We start from the raw sequence: 16,671 nt of genomic DNA on the forward strand, positions 1-16,671 counted from the left end.
GATCGGCAGATTGTTCGGAAGTCCATCGGCAGTTTCAACTGCCGCCTGACCTGGAGGCTCGATGCGAACAAGGCAGCCCGCCGAGGCGCGCACGGGCGCCTCGGCGGGCTGCGGGAAAAGCGTTTCGATTATCCGGTGACAGGAATTCCGGGGAAATCCGGGGACCATACGTCGTCCCGGTCCAGGGCGGCCGGCGCGTATTTCCCGAGCGCGCTGATCAGCAAGCGGAGTTCGAGCGCGAGGCACTCCGCGAAGCGGACCAGACCGGACTGCGGGTCCTCGGCCGTGGCGAGCAGGGCCGCCCGGCCCAGGCCCACCGCGCGGGCGCCGAGCGCCATGCTCTTCACCGCCCGGCCGCCCTCCCACATCCGCCCGGACACCAGAAGACAGGGCGGTGGACCGGCGGCCGCGAGCCGGCGCAGGCACTCCGCCAGCGGCAGGCCGACCTGCGCCGGGAAGGCCCCCGGCGCCCAGCCGGTGCCGCCCTCCGCGCCGTCCACCGTGACGGCGTCCGCCCCCGCGTCGGCGGCCACCCTGGCCGCCTCGGCGACGTCCCGGCCGGGGTGCAGCTTCACCCAGACGCGGACCCGGGGGAAGTTGTTGCGCATCATCCGGATCTGCTGGCGCAGGATCTCCGCCGTGAAGGTGCCGGGGGTACTGGAGCGCAGCACCCGGCCGTCGCCGAACACGTCGTCCAGCCCGTACCGGTCGCCGAGCCGGGCGGCCGCGTCGGCGTCCAGCACGGTCATCCCGCCGAGGCCCGGCTTGGCCCCCTGCCCGACCTTCAACTCGAAGGCCAGACGCCCGGATTCGAGCAGGGGCAGAGCGGCCGGGTCGCTGTGGACGAGGTTCCACACCTCGGCGTCGGCGTCCTCGGTGGACTGCTGGACGGCGACCCCGCCCTGCCCGTCCGGCAGTTCCTCGGTGTAGGCCCGGAGGCGGCCGAGGAGCGCCCGGTCCGCCGACTCGCCGAGCCGGCCGTAGCCGTTCACCGGGACGACGTTCTCGCCGATCACCATGGGCAGGCCCAGCGCGCCCGCCTGCCGGCTGAGCGCGAGGCCGAGATCACCGCCGGCCGCCCGGGTGGATCCGAGCGCGGACACGTACGCCGGCAGGGAGGAGGTGAACCCGCCGATGGTGGTGGTCAGCTCGACGTCCCGGTAGTCCGGCTCGCGACCGAGGTCGATCAGCCGGGCGAGCCGCTGCGGCACGAAGACCGGCGGCGCGATCCGCAGCGCGTCGAGCGGATCCCGCTCACCGCCCGGGTACAGGTCGCCCCGGTGCTCCGCGCCGAACAGGACCCGGCCGTACTCGCCGGGCGGCGGGAAGGCCGCCGCCACGCCGGCCCGGGCGCGCCGGCGGACCTCCTCCTCGGGGAAGCCGGGCGCCGAGAGGTCGCTCACGGCGACACCACCCCGGGCACCTTCGGGAAGGCCGCGGCCTGCCATACCGCGTCCAGCCCGGCGACGTAGCGGGTCAGCCGCTCGACGCCGATGCCGAAGCCGGCGCTGCCGGGCACGCCCTCGCGGACCAGGTCCAGGTACCAGCGGTACTTCTGCGGGTTCTCGCCGCTCTCCCGCATCCGGGTGACGATCTCCGCGTAGTCGTTGGTGCGCTGGCTTCCGCTGCACAGCTCGCCGTAGCCCTCGGCCGCGATCAGGTCGAAGTTCCGGAGCGTGCCCGGCTGTTCGGGGTCCTCCCGGTCGTAGAACCCGCGCGAGCCCTTCGGGTAGTCGGTGACGAAGAACGGACGGTCCCGCCGGGCCGAGAGGAACGCCTCTCCGGCCCAGTCGAGTTCGGCGTCCGGGCTCTGCGGGTGGCCGAGCCCCTGGAGCTCGGCGACCGCCTCCGCGTGCCGCATCCGGCCGAAGGAGCCCTTCAGCAGCTCGGTGAACGCGCCGATGTCCCGGCCGAGTTCGGCGAACTCCTTGGGCAGCTCACGGACCACGCTGTCGACCATGTGCACCACCAGCGCCTCGACCAGCCGCACGGCGTCGTCCCGGGTCGCACCCGCGACCTCCACGTCGAGCTGGTGGAACTCGGCCAGGTGGCGGCTGGTCCCGGCGGTCTCCAGCGGCTCCAGGCGGACGTTGGGGGCGATGCAGAAGATCTTGTCGAAGGCGAGCAGCGAGGCCTGCTTGTAGAGGATGGCGCTCGTCATCAGCTTGTAGCGGTGACCGTAGAAGTCGACGTCGACCTGCTTGGAACCGCGCGAGCCGGGGTCCGTGACCGGTCCGATGATCGGCGGGAGCAACTCGGTGAAGCCCTGCCCGCGCAGGAACTCGCGGGCGGCGAAGAGGAGCTGGTGCTGGATCCGGAGCGCGCTGCGAGTGGTCGGGGCGGTCAGGTGGCGGCCGGGGTCCGGAATCGGTGCGGGGGCCGTGAGCCCGTCGGTGGTCATGGTGTGGTGAGTCCCAACTCTCGTCGTGGCGTGGACGTCGTGCGGGGCGGTACGGGTACGGGCATGCGGGGCGGTACGGCCGTGCGGGGCGGGTCGGCGGCGGCGCCGAGGGGCGAGCGGGCGGCGGCGCGGGCGTCGTAGGTCCGTTGGACGTGGGAGAGCGCCGAGATCAGCCCGGCCGAGCCGAGGATCGGCGCGCGCGGGCCCCCGTCCGCCAGGCCGGCGATCGGCATCGACCCGATGCTCGACCAGTGCAGCCGGCCGTCGGGCCCGAGCGAGGTGCGGGTCCGGCCGGCGTTGTCGGGGTGCAGGCAGTAGGGGACGTCCAGGTAGCCGGCGGCGAAGGCCCGCACCAGCGCTCGGCCGATGTCGGCGTCCAGCTCCAGCACGGCGCCGATCAGCGCCCGCGCCTCCGCCTCGATGCCGGTGTCGTCGATGCCGGTGCTCGCGATGCCGGTGTCCTCGATGTTCGTGTCCGGGCCGGCGGTCCGCGGTCGGCGGGCGCGCTCGTCGGCGGCGGCCGCTGCTGCGCCCTCCAGCGCCAGGACGTTCTCGCCCACGGTCGGGATCCGGTGCGCCTCGGCGGTGGTCTTGACGATCAGCCGGGCCGCGCCGGCCCGCACCGCCAGCCGGGCCGCGTCCTCCAGCAGTAGCCGGGCCCCGCCGGGCGAGCGCGGGAAGACGCCCATGTAGGCGTAGAGGACGAGGTGGTGGTCCACGTCCGGCAGCAGTTCGCCGGCCAGCCGCCCGAGCACGGTGAGCGCCTCCTCGTCCTGGCGCGGATCGGCCTGCTGGGCATAGCTGAGGGAGATGGAGCGCAGCCCGTGCTGCCGGAAGAAGAGCGCCTCCAGCGCGCTGACCGCGATGAGCAGGCTCGGCGGGCAGAGCTGGCCCATCAGGCAGCCGCCGAAAGTCTCCAGGTGCGGTTCGGCACCGAACTCCGCCGCTGAGGCCAGCAGTTCGCAGCTGCGCCGCCAGGCGGTGACCGCCTCGCGCAGCGGCGTCCGGCTGTACGGCAGGCAGTACGAGACCGGACCGCCCTCGGTGGCGTCGAGGCCGATCGACAGCAGCGCGCGGACGATGTGTTCCGGCATCGCCGAACCGTGCCGGACCTGCACCGGGAAGCGCGCGTCCGCTACGCCCCGCAGCACGGCACGGGTGGTGTCCGCGGGGTGGGTGACGATCGGATAGCCGTTCAGACCGACCCCGTCGGCGAGGGCGCGCCGGGCCGCCGCGAGGTCGCCGGTGCGGGTGTAGCTGTCGAGCGTGATGGTGCCGACGGTGACGGCGTCCGCGTCCCGGGTGGCCAGCAGGCCGTCGCGCATCCGCAGCGGATCGGCCATGCCCATCCTGGGCTGGACCACGAGGGCGCCGGCCGCCCGGGCGCGGGAGACGAAGGCGCCGAAGCCGGACGCCTGGACGGCGGGGGCGGGGACCGGCACGGCGGGGGCCTTCGGGCACGCGGTGAAGGCGTCGATCGCGTCGCCCCCGGAGCCGGTCACAGCAGAGCCCCGGTCCTGGCAGGCTGCCCCCCGGACCCGGCGGGCAGCGCCCCGGTCCTGGCGGGCAGCGCCCTGGATCCGGCGGACAGCGAGCCGACGAAGGACTGGAAGTCCAGCACAGAGCCGCCCTCTTCGAAGACCCCGTCGAAGCCTGCCGTCAGCAGCGTCCGCTGCCGGGCCGGGGTGCCGGTGCCAGTGCCGTCGATCCCGAGCTTCCCGCCGATCACGGTCGGCGTCCGGGCCAGCTCGGGGCGGGCGCGCAGCGCCGCGATCACCCGCAGTCCGTCGTGGAAACCGTGCCCGTTGACGCTGCTCAACACGATCAGGTCCGGCTCGATCCGGCAGCACTCGGCGACCAGCAGCTCGTCCGGCACGCACGCGCCCAGGTTGGTGACCCGGTGACCGAGCTCCTCCAGCAGCAGCTGGAGGAAGACCAGGTTCCAGGTGTGCGAGTCCGAGGCCATGGTCGTCACGACGACCTCCAGACCGGCCGGCTCGGCCTTTCCGTGCTGCTCCACGGCATGCTGCTGCTCCACGGCGCAAACCCTCTGTGTCGGTAGGTGGTGGGGAGTCCCGGGGGTGGTGGGCCTCCTGCGGGTCCGGGACGACACGGCCTCCGGGTCTCCGGGGTCCGGGTCTCCGGGGGGGCACGGTGTCCGGTTCGCCCGGCCATGGACAGAACGCTAGGGAGGATCCGGGCGCCGGACCGGCAGGTCGCCCGGCAGGATGCGGGCAGTATCGGCCGGTGCCTGGGCCGGAGCCTTCGGCCGGGGCTCAGCTCGCCGCCGCCAGCTCCGGGTACGCGCCGGTCCCGCACAGGCGCCGGCAGAGGTTCAGCACGGTGAACCGGACGCCGTCGCGGGCCGGGACGCTGCGGATCAGCCCGCTCGCCAGCAGTTCGTGCACGGCCGCCAGGCACTCCTGCGGCGGTCTGCCGCTCAGCTCGACGGCGTCGTCGCCCGACCAGTCCCCCGGTCTCGCCGCGAGCCGTTCCAGCAGGTCCCGCTGGCCGAGCGTCAGCCGGTCCAGCGCGGCCCCCAGCGCCGCACCCACGTCGGCCCTGCCGCCGCCGAACCCGGCCGGCGGCGGCGCCAGGTGGAACGGACCGTCCGCCAGCCGCGCCACCAGTTGGCGCGGGGACAGCACCGTCGACCAGCCCGCCACGAGCTCCAACGCCCCGGGCAGGCCGTCCAACTGGCGGCAGAGCGCGGCGACGGCGGGCGCCTCCTCGGGCTCCAGGCGGTAACCGGGGCGCAGCCGCCGCAGGTGCGAGAGCAGCAGTCGGACGGCGCCCACCTCGGCGAGTGCGCCCGGGTCGTGGTCGAGTTCCGTCCCGGGTGTGGGCAGCGGGGCGAGCGGGATCACCTGGCCGCCGGGCAGCGGCTGCGGGACGCGGGCGGTGATCAGTACCCGCAGGCCGGGGCAGCGCTGGAACAGTTCGTCCAGCAGGGCCGTGTCCACGCCGGCGTCGGCGCCGTCCAGGACCAGCAGCGTGGGCCGCTCCCCGATCGTCCGGGCGAGGTCCGCGCGGCGTTCGAGTCCGGCGGCCGGCAGCCGGCCGCAGTCGATCCAGCGCACCGACCACCGGGACACGAGGTACAGACGTCGCGCGACCTCCAGGACCAGCCGGGTCTTGCCGACCCCGCCCAGGCCGGCCACCGTGACCAGCCGGTCGCCGTGCACGGCGAGCGCGTCGGTCAGCACCTCGACCTCCAGATCCCGGCCGACGATGGCGCCCCGGGCGACCGGCGGCGCGGTCGGCTCGTCGCGCGGCTCCTCGACGAGCGCCTGCCGGCGCGCGGCCGCCTCGAAGTTCGACCGGTTGCGGCCCTCCAGCCGGAGCGCGTCGGCCAGCAGCCGGACCGTCTCCTGCCGGGGGCGCTGCACCCGCCCGCTCTCCATGTCACGGATCGCCCGGACGCTCAGGGTCGCGTGATCGGCGAGCACCTGCTGGGTCAGGCCGACCCGTTCACGCCGGATCCTGAGCAGCTCTCCGAAGCCCGCCGCCGACTGCAACGACTGAACAGCGTCCATGCCTCGTCCACCTTCCGTGGGTTGGCCAAGTACCGGGGACCGGGGGGCCAGGGCGCCGTACGGCACGCCGAGGACGGCGGCGACCGGTGGTGACCGTCGAGCCGTGTTCCCCCCTGCCGCCGATGGTCCACGGCACGGCTCTACGGTCGATCAACGGCCGATCACCACACGCTCACGCAGTCTCCACACCGCCTGCCAACTCCGCGGCGGGGGCAGTGATCCACGGGTGCACGCCGGGTGCGGTTACGGCCAATCGGAGGGGCACGCGCCGATCACAGGGCACCGGTAGACGAAGAACGCCGAGATGGCCGAGCCGAAGCGCTACCAGGCCGGCAGGGCGTACCAGGAGACGTTCAACACCGGCGTCTTCGGCCCGCTTCCGGGCGGGAAGTCGGGTGTCGTCCGCACCGCACCCCACCCGGCCACGGGCGAGCGGCAGCTCGTAGGCGCCCTGCCGCTGTTCGCCGACGGCAAGGGCCACGCGGGTTTCTCGGCTACACCTCGGCCACGTCGACGCTGTACCGCAACGGCGTCAAGGTCGCCGCGGCCTCCACCCGCATCGACACCGGCTTCACCTTCCGCTCCAAGCCCGTCACGGCCACCACGGCGCTGCCGAAGAACCCGGCGAGGGACAGGGCCGTCTCGTCCTCGCCGATGTCACGGACAAGCAGGGCAACCACGCGCAACTGACGATCCACAACGCGTACTACGGCAAGTGACGTCGCCCCGGTGACGCGCGTCGCGTGACGACGATGTGCTGGAAAGCGTTCGAGGACGCTTTCCAGCACATTCGTTCAGGCGACGGACGGGAAGGCCCCGGTGTCTACGCCTCGACGTCGACCATGACCCAGTCGCTGATGTCCCGCCACTGCGTGATCGCGTCCTGGTGGAAGGGGTGGACGAGGTACCGGCCGACCGCGTCCATGTCGTCCAGGAGTCCTTCGACGAGGAAGTCGTAGGCGATGGGGCGGTCCGAGATGTTGCGGCCGTGGCGCCATTCGTGGAGTTCGGGCACCTCGTCGCCGACCCGGGCCGCGGTGCGCTCCGCCGCCTGGGCGCGCGGATCGCTCCAGTCGATTCCCGACTTGAATTTGAAGAGTACGACGTGGCGTATCACAGCGGTTCTCCTGTGGATCGTTTCAGGGGCGGTCTTGGGTGAGGGTGAGCTGGGCGTCGGTGGGGACGACGCCGCGGCAGAGCCGCAGGACGCTCATGGCGATCGGTGTCCCCTTGGGGCCGAGGCCGTCCTGGTAGCGGCTCAGCACCTCCGCCTCGCGGGCCAGGACCGTCCGCGGCCCACCGGAGCCGATGCGGTTCTTCTGGATGCGGTCCGATATGTGGGAGCGCTGGGCGAGCAGTTCGATGATGCGCGCGTCGAGTCCGTCGATCGCCCGGCGGTCCCCCTCGATGCGGTCCTTGACATCGATGTGGTCGTTCATGGTCGAGTTCCTTTCCAAGCCCGGTGTGTCTCTGATCCGTGTGCTCCGCGCCGGGCGGCCGCGACGGTGGGGTCGGTGTGCGCTACCGGGTTCCCGCGGAGCGCGCGGGTGGCCTTCCGTACGTGCCCCGGGTGTAGGCGTGGCGGAAGTCGGCCATGCGGGCGACCGCTTCCCGGAGCCTGTCCTCCGGCGCCAGCAGGCTCACGCGTACGTATCCCTCGCCGTGCTCGCCGAACCAACGGCCGGGAGCCACCGCCACCTTGGCCCGGTGGAGCAGCTCGTCGGCGAACGCGACGGAGTCCGCCCCTTCGGGCAGGGGCAACCAGGCGAAGATCGAGCCGGGAACGTCGAGTTGCCAGCCGGCTTCCCGTAGTCCGGCGACGAACACGTCCCTGCGGCGTGCGTAGATCCCCGAGAGCTCGTGGACGCAGTCCTGGGGGCCGGTCAGCGCCGTGACGGCGGCGCGCTGGATGAACGGCGGGAGCGAGACGTAGTAGTGCTCCTGGATGAGGTTGACGGCGGCGATGACGTCGCGGTTGCCGACGACGGCACCGATCCGCCAGCCCGCCATGTTGAACATCTTCGACAGCGAGATGAACTCGACCCCCACGTCCTTCGCCCCGGCCGTCGCCAGGAAGGAGACCGGGGCCTCACCGCCCAGGCTCAGCCCCCCGTAGGCGAAGTCGGACGCCACGATGACCTCGTGCTCGGCCGCGAACCGTACGGTGCGTTCGTAGAACTCCGGCGGAGCGGTCACCGAGGTCGGGTTGTTGGGATAGTTCAGGAACATCAGCTTGGACTCGTCGGCCACGGCCGGGTCGACTGCCCCGTAGTCGGGAAGGAAGCCGTTGCCCTCCAGGAGCGGGAGGGGGTGCATGCGCGCCCTGGCGAGTACCACCCCCGCCCAGTAGTCCGGGAAGGCGGGGTCCGGCATCAGGCACACGTCGCCCGGGTTCAGGAAGCACTGGCTGATCTCCACCAGGCCGGCCTTCGCGCCGAACAGGATCGCGACCTCGGTCTCGGGGTCCAGCTCGACCCGGTGGTTCACCGCATACCACCGGGCGATGGCGGTCTTGAGTTCGAGCAGGCCGGAGAATGCCGGGTAGCGGTGGGTGGCGGGGTCGAGCACCTCGCGGCGCAAGGCCTCGACGATGTGGGGCGGCGTGGGGAGGTCGGGGTTTCCCTGGCACAGGTTGACCACGTCCTCGCCCGTCCCGACGAGGTGGGCGATGCTGCCCGCCATCGTCGCGAAGGAGCTTCTGGGCAGGTCCAGGAGGCGTCGTGCCGGTTCAGTTCTCACCTGCCACCGCCTTGGTGCCGAGACGCCCGGCCGGAGCGTCGTCGGGGGTCGCCGTCCGCCCGGCGCCGCGCAGCCGGGCCCAGCCGCTGAGGGCGAAGGCGACCAGCGTGACGCCGGCGCAGACCCAGCCCACCGCGGAGAAGCCGTACGCGGTGAACAGGGGACCGAGCAGCGCCGCCCCGAGGGCGACGGCGAGGTTGGTGGCGAGGCTGTAGAAGGCGAGGATGGTCCCCCGGTGCGTCTGCGAGGTCTCGCTCAGCAGCGTGCTGAGCAGGGTGACGACCAGGCTCTGCATCGCGCCCCAGAGGAACAGGCAGACCACCAGCAGCGCCGTCCAGCGGCTCACCTGCGGGATCAGCGCCAGGGCGGGGACCAGACCGGCCAGCAGCGCGATGAGGACCCGCTCCTTGCCGAGCCGGTCGGCCCACCTGCCGGTGACGAAGCTCGTCGCGAACCCCAGGCCGTACAGAAGGATCATGACGCCGGTCATGGAGCTGCCGTCGCCGAACCGGTCCTGCAGCGCGGTGCCGAGGTAGGTGTACATCCCGTAGAAGCCGAGCATGTTCAGGAAGGTCGCCAGTACGTACAGGGCCACCTTGGGCGCCAGGAAGGCCCGGGCCGCCGACCGTACCCACCCGTCCGAGGGTGCCGGGGTGTCGTCCTGCGCCTGCTGGGGAGCGTCCTCGTGGTCCGGGCCGGCGCCGCTCTTCGTGAACAGCATCACGAAGGTCACGAAGACGCCCAGGACCGACAGCAGCCCGAAGGTCCACCGCCAGCCGACCGACTGGCCGACGAACGATCCCAGCGGCACGCCCACCACCAGCGAGATCGACCAGCTCGACACCAGGATGCCCATGGCCCTGCCCCGGTGCTGGTACGGAATCTGGTCGCCGACGAACGCGTAGGCCGTCGGGACGAATGCACCCGTGGCCAGACCGGCCAGGGCCCGTCCGGTGAAGAACACTCCGGGCCCGGCGGCGAACGCGCACATCAGAGTGCCCAGGACGAACGCGCCCATGCCGATCGTCAGGGCGAGACGGCGTGAGAAGCGGTCGCCGAGCGGGGCGAAGAGCAGCGCGCCCACCGCCGTCGCGATGCCGTAGGTGCTGACGGACAGCGCCATCACGGCCACCGACGTGTCGAACGACCCGGCCATGTCCGCGAGCAGCGGGGAGACCACCAACTCCTCCGAGCCGACGGCGAAGATGCCCGCCATCAGTGCGAGGACCGTCAACACGGGGAACCCGGCAGCGCGTTGTTCGCCGCCCAATCGGTCCGACACTCCAACCAACCTTTCCTTGATGTGACTACGGGAGAACTGCCGGCTGACGGGCCGGCGCCGGCGCCGGGCCGGGCCGCTAGATGGCCGTGTAGCCGCCGTCGACGGTGAGCGCGGCGCCCGTGATGAACGACGACTTCTCCGAGGCGAGGAAGAGGATCGCGTTCGCCACGTCCTCGGGCGTTCCCAGGCGCCCGATCGGATTCAGCTTCGCCTTCTCCTCCTTGACCGACGCGTCGTGGCCGATGGACGTGTCGGTCATGGGCGTGTCGATGATGCTGGGGCAGACGCAGTTGGCCCGGATGTTGTACTGCGCGTAGTCGACGGCCAGCGACTTCGTCAGCATCATGACGCCGCCCTTGGTGGCGTTGTACGCGGCGATGCCGGGCCAGGCCACCAGCCCGCTGACCGAGCAGACGTTCACGATGACCCCGCTGTTGGCCTCGACCATCGTGCGCAGCGCGTGCTTCGAGCACAGGAACATGCTCTTCAGGTTGGTGTCGACCAGCCTGTCCCACTCCTGCTCGGACATCTCGTGCAGGGGCGTGGATATCTCGATGCCCGCGTTGTTGACGAGGACGTCGACCGTGCCGTACGTCTCGGCGGCGGTGGTGATGAGGTGGCGGCAGTCCGCCTCACTGGTGAGGTCCGTCCTGATGAAGATCGCGTCGTGGCCGTCGCGCGTGAGGTCGGCCACCACGGCGGTGCCGGACGTCTCGTCGATGTCCGCGACGACGACCTTCGCGGCCTGCCGGGCGAATTCGATCGCGGTCTGCTTCCCGATGCCGGACGCGGCACCGGTGACCACGACCACAGTGTCCTTGAACACGGACTCGTCTCCTCCTGTACTTCCTGTACGGGTTGAACTTCCAATGAGGCCTACACGCAGGCCAGTTGCCCGCCGTCGACCGAGATCTGCTGCCCGGTCAGGTACGAGGCTTCGTCGGACACCAGGAATCCGATGAGGGCGGCGACCTCGTCGGTGCTCCCCGGCCGGGCCATGGGGATGGCCGTCCGCAACCGGTCCTCAGCCTCGGTCGGCGTGATTCCGCCGGCCCGGCTGATGTGCTCCACGGCCCGGTCGTAGCGCTGGGTCCGGATGGTCCCCGGGTGCACGCAATTCACGGTCACGTTGTCCTTGGCGTACTGGCTCGCCAGATATTTACTCGCGTTCGACACCGCCGCGTTGACCAACCCCGAAAGGAACATGCCGGAGGCCGGCTCCTTTCCCATGTTCCCGACGATGTTGACGATCCGCCCGAATTCATTGCGGGTCATCACCGGAGCCACGGACTTGATCAGGTCCAGATACGGCACGAGCTTCCGCTCCATGGCGGAGGTCACGTCCGCGGGATCCGTATGGTCGAACGATCCGGGCGCCGGACCGGGCGCATTGTTGATCAGCACGTCGATCCTGCCGAATCGCCGCTCGGCGGCGGCGACCAGTTCGGCGCGGAACGATTGCGACGTGATGTCCCCCGGAACGACGAACACGTCCTGTCCGCAGCCGGATTCCCGTGCGACGTCTTCCAGCGCGCTCCGCGTGCGTGCACTCAGTACCGTCGCGTATCCCTTGGCCCGCAGATGCAGTGCCGTGGCGCGCCCGATTCCTTCACTGGCCCCCAGGACCATGGCCACCCGTGTCACGGGGTTTCCTGCTCCGTCTCCGGCTTGGGCACCCGGTGGTACCGCGGCGGGATGAATATGTTGAGGGAACGCGCCAATGCGGTGTGGGGATTCTCGGCACTGTGCCCCTCCTGGCTCGCGCAGAAGTAGGTCCCACCGAACCGGAGCTCATGACTGGTTTCCTCCACCGTCATGTCGTAGCGCCCGTCCAGGCATATCCCGATCTGCTCGTGGGAATGCTTGTGGTAAGGCATGTGGCCGCCGCCGGGAATGTCGGCGACCATCAGCTCGATCCAGTCGGCGAGGAAGAACGTCACGTCCATCTTGACGAACTTGCGGGACTCCAGCGGTTCGAGGAAGTAGCCGTCCGGCGCGGGGTACTTCTCCCCCGGCTTGCTGCGCGTGATCTCGAGCAGGACGGTCTCCTCCGAGGACGGATTCACGGCGGTGAGCCCGACGTGCGGCGGGACGACGTAGACGTCGTGCTCCGGCCGCATCAGCTTCGTCACCCCGTCGACCGTCACGGAGAGCTCGCCGCGCACGACCATTCCCACCTGCGCTTCCGTACGGAACCCGTTGATCGCCACCACGCCGGGAGGGACGAAGGTGACACGGACTTCCGTGTCGTCACGCCGGTAGGACTCATGACGGACACCGTTGTCATGGAGCACCACGTCGGGCGCCGGGAAGTAGCGTCGTTCGTGCGTCTGTGTGGTCATCGGTCCGCCCTTCGCGAGAACACGGTCCATGTCATCGGGATCCGTGAGAACTTGTAGACGAATTTCAGGTTGTGCTGCCGCACTGCCTGCTCGTTCGTGATGGCGATGTCGTAGCGCCCGTCGGCGACATCACAGGCGGCCTGGCTCGTCGAATTCGAGGTGTCCACTTGCACGGCCTGGTCGAAGTGGTACCGCAACAGCGGAACGGGGGCCGGGTGGGACACGATGGTCTCCTTGAAGAGCATCTCTTCACGGAATTCGAAGTCGGACCGCGTGGCCAGGCCGTACTCGGGGGTGTGCCCGCGGAACACGATCGCCGGCTCGAGCCGGGGATTCATGTAGAAGGCGTTGATCTTCTGGTAGGCGTGGGCCACCAGTGCGAGATCGGCCTGTCCTTCTGAGAGCGCTTCCATACACGCCTCATAGGTGTCCTCCAGGACGATCTGAAGGGGTCCCCGGTCGCGAAGAATGCGGGACATCGACTGCGCGACGTACTCACTGCTGGTCCCTCTCGGACCCAACGTCGCCAGCCTTAAGGATTTCTCCGGGTCGGCGGGTACGAGCGCGTCAAACGCCCGCCATTCCATATCGGGCAACTGCAGTATCTCCACGCTTCACTCCTCTCTGAGGCTACCTTCACGGATGCGTTGATCCCGGCGTCGGTTCCATGGAATGCGCGACGGGTTCCGGCGTCCGGCCGGCCGTAGATGCCGGCGTCACCGGCGAATTCAGCGCAGCCTCTTCACGGCCGAAGACCGGCAGGCGACCACCCTGTCTCCCTGCCCAAGTGTTGATCTTGGGGAATTGAACATACAGGGAGCGATGAACGGCATCAAGACACGTCGAAGCTTGTCCGAAAATGCATCACTCCAGGTCCGGACCTTCACCCGTCGCGCCTCTGCGGGCAAAGTTACGGCTCTGTTTCCAACCGATGGAGATGAATCGCGCACCCAATAGGCCGGGCCGTCGGCACGCTCGCCGACGGCCCGGCGGGACAGACCGATCGGCGGATCGCGTGGGGGCAGGGACGCACTTGGGGCGGCGGCCTCCGGCGGGCAGGAGCGCCTTCGTCCCGCGTCGGCCGGGCACCGCGATCCGTGCCGCCACTCGACCGCGGGGCCGGTCGAGCGACCGTCCAGTCCCTGAGACGGCCCGCGGCTCCAACCAATGCGCCGGCCACGCCGCGACGTCACCGCGGCGGCAGGTCCAGGAAGGGTTCGGTGTGTTTCGGTCGTTCAGCACCGACGCAGGCGCCCGTCCCGGCCATCCGCACCGCTCACGTGACGGCGCCCATGCTCACGTGGCGGGCTCGGGCCAGGCTCCGCGGGGCCACCGGCCGAGCAGGAGGGGGGAAATGATCCCCACAACGATCAAGGCCGTATCGGATGCTTCCGATACGGCCTGCGACCTGCGACTTCGAAGTGTCGGGACGACTGGGTCACGCAGTACCCAGCGTGCGCGCTGCCTCTCGGAGCACCTCCAGGACCTCCTGGCGCGCTGCGGGCCTCGAAGCGCTGCGTGAGGGCTGCTTCGCCAAGGACCTGGTTGCACAGGCCAACCACGTACGCTTCGTCGCTGTCGTCTCTGCTCATGTCCCGGGAATGATGGCACCTTCCAGTGATACGGCCCAAGGGATCTGAGATCTCAGCGTCTTTGGCCGGGCCTTGCGGCAGGTCACCGGGGCGGTCAACGACACCGTCAAGCCCCCCTCGGGGAATGAGGACTTTCGCCATGCCGTCGATGAGCCGCGTGCAAGGATGTCGCCCGTGACCAGATCGTCCTCCTCGCCTGTCGCCGAGGGCACGCCCCACGAATCCGGCCTGGGTCCCCGTACCGCTGCCGTGCTCGTGTTCGGGTCGTCGGCCGCGGTCCTGGTGGTGGAGATCGTCGCTTTGCGGCTGCTGGCTCCCTACCTCGGCCTCACCCTCGAGACCAGCACCATGGTGATCGGCATCGCCCTCACCGCGATCGCCGTCGGCTCCTGGCTGGGTGGGCGCATCGCCGACCAGGTCAATCCACGCCGGCTCATCGGCCCTGCGCTCGGGGTGTCGGGAGCGGTCGTGGCGCTCACCCCCGCCGTGCTGCGCACCACTGCGGAGTGGGCACCAGCGCTGCTCCTGCTGATCGCGTCTCTGACCATCCTCGTGCCGGGCGCGCTGCTCTCCGCGGTGACGCCCATCGTGACCAAGTTGCGTCTGACCAGCCTCGCCCAGACCGGAACGGTCGTCGGCCGGCTGTCCGGCGTCGGCACCGTCGGCGCCATCGTCGGCACGCTCCTCACCGGCTTCGTCCTCATCGCGCGGTTGCCGGTCAGCGGCATCCTGATCGGCCTCGGAACACTGCTGGTGGTCGGCTCGGCGCTGGTCGAGTGGCGAACGCGCGGGTGGAGAGGCACCCCTGCCCTCGCACTCGTGGTCGTCGCCGGCGGCCTCGCCACCATCGTCGCGCCCGGTGGCTGCGACGCGGAGACCAGGTACCACTGCGCACGGGTGGTCGCGGACCCCGACCGGGGCAGCGGCCGCACACTCGTTCTGGACGGCGTGCGGCACTCCTACGTCGACATCGACGAACCGACCTCGCTCAAGTTCGGGTACGTGCGCGCCATCGCGTCGGTGGTCGATGCCGCCTTTCCCCAAGGTGAGCCCCTTGCCGCCCATCACCTGGGCGGCGGCGGGCTCACCTTTCCCCGTTACCTCGCGGCCACGCGGCCCGGGACGCGCAGCCTTGTGTCCGAAATCGACAGCGGGGTCGTACGCATCGACCGCGACCAACTGGGTCTGAGGCCAGAGGGCGGTATCGACGTACGCGTGGAGGACGGCAGGCTCGGCCTGCGACGCCTGGACGCCGGCAGTCGTGACCTCGTCGTCGGCGACGCCTTCGGGGGCGTCAGCGTGCCGTGGCACCTCACCACGGTGGAAGCGATGACGGACGTACGGCGGGTGCTCAACGAAGACGGCCTGTACGTCGCCAACCTCATCGATCACGGTGGTCTGGCCTTCGCGCGAGCCGAAGTAGCCACCATCAGCGAAACCTTCGAGCACGTTGCCCTCGTCGGCAAACCCGCCGACATCGGCCTCGACCCGACCTCCACCCCCGAGGGCGGCAATCTGGTGGTGCTCGCCTCCAACCGGCCCGTCGACCTCCGCGCGACCCAGGAAGCGCTGGACGTCCGGCACACCGGCTGGAAGATCGCCACCGATGACGCCCTCACGTCCTGGATCGGCGATGCCCAACTGCTCACCGACGACCACGCACCCGTCGACCAGCTCCTCCAGCCCTACAGCCCACGGAGCGGCCGGTGACCGGACACACGTCCACGCAGGACACGCAGGACACGCCTGATCAGAGTCGACCGCCCACCGCGGATTCCTGACGTGGGGGCGGTGCCCCTGCGACTGGGTCGCCTGCACCCCGGGCCCACTCTTTCGAAGGCGGCTTAGAGCGAAGGTTCGGATACACCGGCCTTCTCATTCCACGGCGCCGCACGCACCGCGTCGCCGAGTATGGGTCCGGTCATGGTGGCGTGCTCCTTCTTCCTCCCCTCACCTCTTCTTCCCCGTTTCGTTTCGACGTCCGGAAGAGGAGTGACGCGGGCTGCCTCCTTCGCCGTCATGGCGACGGCGCTGGCAGCCGCAGGACACCACTTGATCTCCGCCGGCACGCTGGCGGCAAGCACCTGTCTGATGGCCGTACTGGGACTGTTCGCCGCAGCCTTGCCGCGAGCCGGCAGGCGGGGCTCGCTGACCAACGACCTGAGCGCCATGGCCGCCGCCCAGGCGGCCACCTGCTGGTGGTTCGGTCACCTGGGAGATGTCCCCACATCTGCGCCGTCCTCTGCCCACGACGGCCCGTGGGGCTTGTCCTACCTCGCCCTGACGCTCGCCGTCGGCTGGACACTGCACACCGCCGACACCGCCTGCTCACGGCTCGGGAACGCAGTGCAAGGGGAGCTGGGCTCCCTGGCCGTGCGCCTGCGCGCTCTCTTCGTCCCCTGGATCACACCGACCGGTTCGCTGGACCCGAGACCGTTCGTCGGCTCTCCAAGCAGCCGGACGGGCGCGCCCCCTTACGAAGCCCTCCTCGCCGACGCGGTGGTGCGCCGAGGTCCGCCTCGGCGGCGCCGCCTGCGGCTGCCCGACGCTTCGGCAGTCGTCAAGCCATAGGCGCCCGCGCATCCCGACGCCGCCTCGCCCTCGAGCGGGGCCGCCGGAGACGGCCCCTCCCGGGCCGCTGACGCCTGCCTGTGCCTGCCAGTACTGCAGTACTTGCCTGTGCCTGCCCGTGCCTGCCTGTGCGCCCGCTGTCCCCGGCCTGGCCGCAACCCGCTGCCCGTGTGGCGGCAGTTCGGCCACGGCCCCGCGAGCCATCCGA

At 70.7% G+C, this 16,671-nt stretch carries 16 protein-coding genes; 2 read left to right on the forward strand and 14 right to left on the reverse strand.

Annotated elements, in window-relative coordinates:
- Positions 1-128: 128 nt before the first annotated feature.
- From OG534_RS05075 to OG534_RS05140, 14 genes are all read right to left on the reverse strand, one after another.
- Complete coding sequence (locus tag OG534_RS05075; RefSeq protein WP_326586870.1) at positions 129-1,403, reverse strand: glutamate synthase-related protein; 1,275 nt, start codon at positions 1,401-1,403, stop codon at positions 129-131.
- On the reverse strand, positions 1,400-2,401 hold the full coding sequence (locus tag OG534_RS05080; protein ID WP_326586871.1) for an asparagine synthetase A: 1,002 nt from the start codon (positions 2,399-2,401) through the stop codon (positions 1,400-1,402). Before OG534_RS05080 ends, OG534_RS05075 begins: the two co-directional genes overlap by 4 nt.
- The gene (locus OG534_RS05085) at positions 2,398-3,843 is read right to left on the reverse strand and encodes a methylaspartate mutase (RefSeq protein WP_326593466.1); all 1,446 of its coding nucleotides are present in this window, start codon (positions 3,841-3,843) and stop codon (positions 2,398-2,400) included. The genes OG534_RS05080 and OG534_RS05085 overlap by 4 nt, the downstream gene beginning before the upstream one ends.
- A gap of 56 nt (positions 3,844-3,899) precedes the next feature.
- Positions 3,900-4,439, reverse strand: coding sequence for a cobalamin B12-binding domain-containing protein (locus OG534_RS05090; protein ID WP_326586872.1), 540 nt, complete (start codon positions 4,437-4,439; stop codon positions 3,900-3,902).
- 238 nt (positions 4,440-4,677) lie between these two features.
- On the reverse strand, positions 4,678-5,937 hold the full coding sequence (locus tag OG534_RS05095; RefSeq protein WP_326586873.1) for a helix-turn-helix domain-containing protein: 1,260 nt from the start codon (positions 5,935-5,937) through the stop codon (positions 4,678-4,680).
- 494 nt (positions 5,938-6,431) lie between these two features.
- Positions 6,432-6,617, reverse strand: coding sequence for a hypothetical protein (locus OG534_RS05100; RefSeq protein ID WP_326586874.1), 186 nt, complete (start codon positions 6,615-6,617; stop codon positions 6,432-6,434).
- Between the two features lie 143 nt (positions 6,618-6,760).
- Complete coding sequence (locus OG534_RS05105) at positions 6,761-7,054, reverse strand: Dabb family protein (protein ID WP_326586875.1); 294 nt, start codon at positions 7,052-7,054, stop codon at positions 6,761-6,763.
- Positions 7,055-7,076: 22 nt separating this feature from the next.
- Positions 7,077-7,376, reverse strand: coding sequence for a chorismate mutase (locus tag OG534_RS05110; RefSeq protein WP_326586876.1), 300 nt, complete (start codon positions 7,374-7,376; stop codon positions 7,077-7,079).
- Positions 7,377-7,458: 82 nt separating this feature from the next.
- The gene (locus OG534_RS05115; RefSeq protein WP_326586877.1) at positions 7,459-8,676 is read right to left on the reverse strand and encodes an aminotransferase class I/II-fold pyridoxal phosphate-dependent enzyme; all 1,218 of its coding nucleotides are present in this window, start codon (positions 8,674-8,676) and stop codon (positions 7,459-7,461) included.
- Positions 8,666-9,958 carry an MFS transporter gene (locus tag OG534_RS05120; RefSeq protein ID WP_326586878.1) on the reverse strand — a complete coding sequence of 431 codons (1,293 nt, stop codon included), beginning with the start codon at positions 9,956-9,958 and terminating at the stop codon, positions 8,666-8,668. The genes OG534_RS05115 and OG534_RS05120 overlap by 11 nt, the downstream gene beginning before the upstream one ends.
- Positions 9,959-10,034: 76 nt before the next feature.
- Positions 10,035-10,784, reverse strand: a complete 750-nt coding sequence (locus tag OG534_RS05125; protein ID WP_326586879.1) for an SDR family NAD(P)-dependent oxidoreductase — start codon at positions 10,782-10,784, stop codon at positions 10,035-10,037.
- Between the two features lie 50 nt (positions 10,785-10,834).
- Positions 10,835-11,602: an SDR family oxidoreductase gene (locus tag OG534_RS05130; protein ID WP_326586880.1), complete on the reverse strand. Its 768-nt coding sequence runs from the start codon at positions 11,600-11,602 to the stop codon at positions 10,835-10,837.
- A complete protein-coding gene (locus OG534_RS05135) occupies positions 11,599-12,300 on the reverse strand; it encodes a cupin domain-containing protein (RefSeq protein ID WP_326586881.1) in 702 nt (233 codons plus the stop codon). Before OG534_RS05135 ends, OG534_RS05130 begins: the two co-directional genes overlap by 4 nt.
- Entirely contained in the window at positions 12,297-12,911 is a 615-nt protein-coding gene (locus tag OG534_RS05140) for a hypothetical protein (RefSeq protein WP_326586882.1), read from the reverse strand. The genes OG534_RS05135 and OG534_RS05140 overlap by 4 nt, the downstream gene beginning before the upstream one ends.
- Positions 12,912-14,066: 1,155 nt before the next feature.
- Here OG534_RS05140 and OG534_RS05145 point away from each other — a divergent pair.
- Both OG534_RS05145 and OG534_RS05150 read left to right on the forward strand, forming a co-directional pair.
- Entirely contained in the window at positions 14,067-15,602 is a 1,536-nt protein-coding gene (locus OG534_RS05145) for a fused MFS/spermidine synthase (protein WP_326586883.1), read from the forward strand.
- Positions 15,603-15,884: 282 nt separating this feature from the next.
- Positions 15,885-16,463, forward strand: a complete 579-nt coding sequence (locus OG534_RS05150; RefSeq protein ID WP_326586884.1) for a hypothetical protein — start codon at positions 15,885-15,887, stop codon at positions 16,461-16,463.
- Positions 16,464-16,671 lie beyond the last annotated feature (208 nt).

The organism is Streptomyces sp. NBC_01294 (assembly GCF_035917235.1).
GTDB classification, from domain to species: domain Bacteria; phylum Actinomycetota; class Actinomycetes; order Streptomycetales; family Streptomycetaceae; genus Streptomyces; species Streptomyces caledonius.